The following is a 6,136-nucleotide window of genomic DNA, read 5'->3' as shown; positions in this document are numbered from 1 at the left end:
AGCGGACACACTTTTTGTCACTTAACCCGGCAGTGCCATGGCGGGGACTCGCACCCCGCGAATGTGGCTACTCCATGGCTTTTGAGTCCGATGATTTCAACAGGCGAGCATACGCTCTGAAAACTTCTTCATCGCCATCGGAGTACTCGGAAATCCCGCTCAACAAAGCTTGCCGCTGCTCTTCTGTGATGGAGACTCGAAACTCAGCGATGTCTTCTGCAAGATAGGTGGCTGCGTCTGGGTAGCGGCGCAGTGGCGCAGTTACTTCTGATTTGCCGCCGCGGTCGCCGATGCGGGCGCGGTTGTTAAACGGCACGAATTGTACCGCGCCGAAGTTGTGCTGCAGACACTCGCTCAACTGCCCGGTCACGCATTAAAACTGCCAAGACGGTTTCCGCTTCACCAGCAGCCGTTCAGTGTGCAGCAAATGCATTCTGGTGAAGCGGAAGCCGTCCTTCTGCAGCATGCATCCAACTGGACTCTGGCCAATTGGCGTCATCAACAAACGAAGCCCGCTGCTACAGGTTATCCACCGCGTACTGAGCTTCCTCCGGAGTAAACTGCTCACCGTATTCCGACGTCAGCTGCTCGTAAACCGCATCCGGGGACATTGCCATCGAATCCTGGTAGATTCTCGCCTTTTCCAGTGCGTTCTTATTCCAGTCCGCTTCGAGATTGTCCATCGCATACTGGGCTGCCTCCGGTGAGAATTTCTCGCCATACTCCGAGGTCAGCTGGTCATAAATACCGGCCTTCGACATGTGCATGCGATTCGCGTAAATCTCTGCCTTGCGGAGAGCATTCTTGTATTCGGTCGGAACCTTCTCATCCTGCTTTTGCTGCTCCCCCGTCTGACCTTGCTGCTCATCTACACCTGCCTCGGAAGACTCAGCGAAATCGGCATTCTCAACAGTCCCAGAATCAGCCGCAACGGCAGTCTCCGAACCAAAGAGAGATGCAGCTTCAGAATCGGAACCCGAATCGGCATCGCCGCCACCGGTCAAGCTGGCCGCCACAGCGAGGACCACAACAGCACCGGCGGCGATACCGCCCCACTTGAAGCAGCCACCCTTCTTCTTTTCTTTCGGAGCCGGAGGCATCTGCCCCGCTGCCGACGGACCCTGCGGGTAGGGCTGCTGGCCGAGAGGATCCTGCGGGCTGTGCTGGTAGGACTGCTGCCCCAGCGAAGCCTGCGGAACCTGGGAGCCGTACGCCCTCTCGGGGCCATACGGGTTCTGTGGGCTCTGCGGGTTCTGGGGGAAAGTGGAATTGGACATCGTAAGAAGCCTCCTGCGTAGAAGTTGCAATAAACGAACAGCTCTCTGTCGTCAGTTGGAACTATCCCAGGAACTCCGGATTCAACTTTCCGCACTACACAAATATTTTCGATTCGCGAACCATAAGGCACCACTGAAGGTAAGAAAAAACCAGGCCTCTACCCCATAGAACAGGGCTTGGAACTGGTTAATCTCTTTAAAAACTAACCTTCAACCCCGGCCAGCGCTTGCTCAATATCGGCAAATAATATCGCCAACATTTTCCAAACCAATAGAAGGCCAAAAGCGGCCAAGGAGTAGAAACCCCTCCAACGACAGCCGCCCATATGGAACCCGCCAGCACATAGACGCCCCACCGAAGGCACTTCCTAACAATGATGCTTCCGAGCAAGCCCCGGTGCACACCTTCATCGCAAACAACACAGCAGCGTAGCTCTTGACATAGATGACGCCATGGCAGGACTCGTCGAACTCGGCAAAAGCCGGGGTTACGGCATCACGCCCGCGACCGCCAGCCCCACGACACTTCCCAAATCCCCGCCCCTCAACCGCAAAGATTTTATTTTCCACCCCACTGTCCATATAATGAGATACTAATCCCGTATAGCAAGACTGGATTAGTTTTTACGCACACCACTACGTATCAGCGGCCAGCCATTGCTCCCGGCTTTACACCCTGCCCACCAGCAGCTCTCGCCGCGGTCGAGTTTTCTCAAAGTACAAAGTACTCAGTACTCAACACGTTTTGGACTGTCATCATGCCTGCTGCGAATTCCCCCTCTAGCTCCCCCGACCACGCTGTGAACGCGAACTCCGCTAAGACGCCGCTTCACGCAGTACCGGAGGACACCACCCCCACAGATCCGTCGACCATCACCGATGCGGAAATCTTCGAGGCGCACCTAGGCGGCAAGCTCCGCTCCCACTCGACCATGAAGCTCGAGACGATTCGCGACCTCTCCATTGGCTACACCCCAGGCGTCGCTCGCGTCTGTGAGGCCATCCACGAAGATCCGGCTCTGGCCCGCACCTACACCTGGACCGGCCAGAACGTCGCAGTGGTTTCCGACGGCACCGCCGTGCTTGGCCTTGGCGACATCGGGCCCAAGGCCGCGCTACCGGTGATGGAAGGAAAAGCCCAGCTCTTCGAGCAGTTCGCTGGCATCTCCGCTGTGCCAATCGTCCTGGATACCCTCGACACGGAGGAAATCATCCAGACGGTCAAGGCGCTGGCACCGTCGTTTGGCGGAGTGAACCTCGAAGACATCTCCGCGCCTCGCTGCTTCGAGATCGAGCAGCGTCTCGACCAAGAGCTCGACATCCCCATCTTCCACGACGACCAGCACGGCACTGCCATCGTCATCGCCGCCGGCCTGATCAACGCCTGCAAGCTGACCGGCCGCAGCTTCCAGGATCTCCGCGTAGTCATCTCCGGCGCTGGTGCTGCTGGTGTCGCTGCGACGAAGATGCTGCTGTCCGCTGGCGTGTCCGACATCGTCGTCGTCGATTCGCGCGGCATCATCCACCCGGACCGCGAGCCACTAAGCGACATCAAGCAGTGGGTCGCCGGCATGACTAACCCGCGCGGTATCACCGGCTCGATCAACGATGCGCTTGTCGACGCTAACGTGTTCATCGGCGTCTCTGCCGGCCGTATCGGCGAGGATGCGATTAGCCAGATGGCCGCTGACCCGATCCTGTTCTCGCTAGCCAACCCGATTCCGGAAATCCCGATGGAAATCGCTCGCAAGTACGGAGCCGTCGTGGCCACTGGCCGCTCGGATCATCCGAACCAGATTAATAATGTGCTGGCCTTCCCGGGTCTGTTCCGTGGCGCACTGGAGGCGGGTGCCAAACGGATCACCGAGGCCATGAAGCTGGCTGCTACTCAGGCCATCGCAAATGTTGGCGTAGAGGACCTGAGTGCCGACCGCATTATCCCGTCGGCGCTGGATTCGCGCGTCATGCCGGCCGTGGCGAAGGCTGTCCGCGATGCTGCGCTGAGCGACCCGGCCTCCGGCGCGGTCGGCCCGCTCGACGTCACTGGCAATGGCTTTGCTGCAGCTGAAGCGAACTAGAAAACCCGCGCTGACTATCCCCTCGGGAAGTCTGAAAAGTGTGCGGTTTTCCTGCACCAGCCTAAGACGCAGCTGAATAGGGGTACCGAATTTAAGGTATTCCTGTGCCTAGGTAACATATTCAGATATGAAAAGACCCATCGCATTGGCGGCTGCCACGCTGACTGCGACCTTGTTCTTAGGGCTTACAGGCTGTGTCACCAATGACGAAAGCGGTAACCCGGAGGGCTGGTCAGAGATCAAACCGGCAGCGGTCCCCGAACTGGCGAAACAGGTCCCAGCAGATCTTCGTAAGCGCGAAGTATTGCGCATCGGCACCAACCCAACATTCGCCCCGGCAGAGTTTAAGGATTCCGCCGGTTCCATCATCGGCTTCGACATCGATCTCATCCGAGCCATGGCCAGTGTCTTGGACATGAAGATTGAAATCCAAGAACAGGATTTCGCACTGATTCTGCCGGCCCTGTCGGCCGGCGCAGTTGATGTTGGCGCTTCCGGCTTCACCTCAAATGAGGAGCGCCGCAAGACCTACGACTTCGTCGACTACCTGGATACCGGCCTGCAGTGGGCACGTCGCCCGGGCAGCGACGCCAGCTCCGACAACTACTGTGGCAAAACTGTCGCCGTTCAGCGCAATACCGTCGCTGACATGGAGGACCTGCCGGTAAAGAATCAGGATTGTCTGGATCGCGGTTTGCCACCAATTAACAAATTGGCCTACCAGGATGCTGGTACCGCCGCTACCACTGTGGTGCTGGGGCGTGCTGATGCGCTGGCAGCTGACTCACCAGTCAGTGCCTATGCGGTCAATCGCTCTGAGGGCAAACTCGAACTTGCCGGAGATATCTACGATGGTGCCCCGTTCGGCTTCGCTATTCCGAAGGATTCAGAACTCGGCCCAGTGCTGCAGCAGGCACTGCAGTACCTCATTGATAACGGCCAGTACAAGCAAATCCTGACCACATGGGGTTTGGAAGACGGTGCTTTGGAACGCGCCACTATTAACGGAGAGGAACTTTAAGTGAGCGACTCATCTGCGTCTGGCGCCCGCTACGAGGCCACACAGGCGGAACTCAGCGAAGAAATTAAGGCTAAACCGCTGCCGCACCCGGGTCGCTGGATCACCGCAGCAGTGCTGCTGGCGCTCTTCCTATGGTTCATCATCGGTGCCGCCCGCAACGAGGCCTACCACTGGGATGTTTACTTCCAGTACCTGTTCGACACACGAATCGCCGCTGCCGCTGGCTGGACCATTGCACTGACTGTCCTAGCCATGCTCATCGGTATCGTCGGCGGTGCCATCGTCGCCGTACTCCGAATGTCGGACAACCCCGTGCTGTCCACTGTTGCTTGGTTCTACCTGTGGGTTTTCCGAGGAACTCCGGTCTACGTGCAGCTGGTCTTTTGGGGCCTCCTCGGCACTATCTACTCGACGATTGACCTGGGCGTTGCCGAGGTTGATCTCAGCACTGTCCTGTCCAATACCTTTGTGTTGGCGTTCGTCGGTCTCGGCTTGAATGAGTCCGCATACATGGCTGAAATTGTCCGTGCCGGCATCCAGGCTGTCCCAGAGGGCCAGACCGAAGCATCGAAGGCACTGGGTATGAGCTGGTGGCAGACTGTACGCCGCACCATCCTGCCGCAGGCTATGCGCATCATCATCCCGCCGACGGGCAACGAGTTCATCTCCCTACTGAAGACCACTTCGCTGGTCATCGCAGTGCCGTTCTCGCTGGAACTCTACGGCCGCTCCACGGACATCGCCAATGCGCTGTTCCTGCCGGTGCCGATGCTGCTTGTCGCCGCCACCTGGTACTTGGTCATCACATCAATTCTGATGGTCGGACAGTTCTACCTTGAGCGCTACTTCGCCCGCGGCGCTACCCGTCAGCTCACCGCCCGCCAGCTGGCCGCGCTTGCCGACGCCGAAGGTGTGCCGCTTGCAAATGCTCGCGTTGTCGATAAGGACGAAGAGCACTTCTACCGAGAGGATCCGCAGTAAATGACTACCAAAGATTTGATGGTTGAGGCGCAAAAGGTTCGGAAGAACTTCGGCCGTCTCGAGGTCCTCAAGGGCATCGACCTGGAAGTTCCACGCGGTACGGTTACCTGCCTCATTGGTCCTTCGGGCTCCGGTAAGTCCACGCTGCTGCGCTGTATCAACCACCTGGAGAAGGTCAATGCCGGCCGTCTCTACGTCGACGGTTCCCTGATTGGCTACCGCGAAAAGAACGGCAGCCTCTACGAGATTTCCGCCGCAGAAGCTGCCCGTCAGCGTCGCGATATCGGTATGGTTTTCCAGAACTTCAATCTGTTCCCGCACCGCACGGTGCTGGGAAATATCACCGAGGCACCGGTGCTGGTAAAGGGTGTCTCTCAGGAGCAGGCTGAAAAGCGTGCCATGGAGCTGCTGGAGACTGTTGGTCTGGCGCACAAGGCCGATGCCTACCCTGTTCAGCTCTCGGGCGGTCAGCAACAGCGTGTTGCCATTGCTCGAGCCCTGGCCATGGAGCCGAAGCTAATGCTCTTCGATGAGCCGACTTCCGCTCTTGACCCCGAGCTCGTCGGTGAGGTTCTCAACGTCATGCGTGGTCTGGCCGATAAGGGCATGACCATGGTCGTCGTGACGCACGAGATGGGCTTTGCCCGCGAAGTCGCCGACCAGGTCGTGTTTATGGCTGACGGCGTGGTCGTGGAGAAAGGCACCCCGGATGAGGTGCTGGGTAATCCGCAGCACGAGCGCACCCGCAACTTCCTGTCTTCGCTGTTGAAGTAACAGCA

At 58.3% G+C, this 6,136-nt stretch carries 6 protein-coding genes; 4 read left to right on the top strand and 2 right to left on the bottom strand.

What is annotated here, in order from left to right:
• Positions 1–67 precede the first annotated feature (67 nt).
• Positions 68–370 (bottom strand): hypothetical protein, encoded by a 303-nt coding sequence (locus HMPREF3135_RS07560; RefSeq protein WP_070438995.1) that lies wholly within the window; start codon positions 368–370, stop codon positions 68–70.
• Positions 371–518: 148 nt separating this feature from the next.
• Complete coding sequence (locus tag HMPREF3135_RS07555) at positions 519–1,277, bottom strand: Ltp family lipoprotein (protein ID WP_083229214.1); 759 nt, start codon at positions 1,275–1,277, stop codon at positions 519–521.
• Between the two features lie 758 nt (positions 1,278–2,035).
• Here HMPREF3135_RS07555 and HMPREF3135_RS07550 point away from each other — a divergent pair.
• From HMPREF3135_RS07550 to ehuA, 4 genes are all read left to right on the top strand, one after another.
• Positions 2,036–3,355: an NAD(P)-dependent malic enzyme gene (locus tag HMPREF3135_RS07550; protein ID WP_070438993.1), complete on the top strand. Its 1,320-nt coding sequence runs from the start codon at positions 2,036–2,038 to the stop codon at positions 3,353–3,355.
• A gap of 127 nt (positions 3,356–3,482) precedes the next feature.
• Entirely contained in the window at positions 3,483–4,376 is an 894-nt protein-coding gene (locus tag HMPREF3135_RS07545; RefSeq protein WP_069359158.1) for an ABC transporter substrate-binding protein, read from the top strand.
• Positions 4,377–5,357 carry an amino acid ABC transporter permease gene (locus HMPREF3135_RS07540; RefSeq protein ID WP_070438990.1) on the top strand — a complete coding sequence of 327 codons (981 nt, stop codon included), beginning with the start codon at positions 4,377–4,379 and terminating at the stop codon, positions 5,355–5,357.
• Positions 5,358–6,131, top strand: coding sequence for an ectoine/hydroxyectoine ABC transporter ATP-binding protein EhuA (gene ehuA, locus HMPREF3135_RS07535; protein ID WP_016422932.1), 774 nt, complete (start codon positions 5,358–5,360; stop codon positions 6,129–6,131). It begins immediately after the preceding gene.
• Positions 6,132–6,136 lie beyond the last annotated feature (5 nt).

The sequence above is a fragment of the Corynebacterium sp. HMSC14H10 genome (assembly GCF_001807105.1).
GTDB classification, from domain to species: Bacteria; Actinomycetota; Actinomycetes; order Mycobacteriales; family Mycobacteriaceae; genus Corynebacterium; species Corynebacterium jeikeium_D.
Note: the sequence above shows the minus strand (reverse complement) of the source record. Positions and strands in the feature narration are given on the sequence as shown.

Excerpts from the sequence above, each read along its gene's own strand:
- HMPREF3135_RS07555 (WP_083229214.1), bottom strand. The coding sequence starts at position 1,277 with ATGTCCAATTCCACTTTCCCCCAGAACCCGCAGAGCCCACAGAACCCG.
- HMPREF3135_RS07550 (WP_070438993.1), top strand. The coding sequence starts at position 2,036 with ATGCCTGCTGCGAATTCCCCCTCTAGCTCCCCCGACCACGCTGTGAAC.
- HMPREF3135_RS07545 (WP_069359158.1), top strand. The coding sequence starts at position 3,483 with ATGAAAAGACCCATCGCATTGGCGGCTGCCACGCTGACTGCGACCTTG.
- ehuA (WP_016422932.1), top strand. The coding sequence starts at position 5,358 with ATGACTACCAAAGATTTGATGGTTGAGGCGCAAAAGGTTCGGAAGAAC.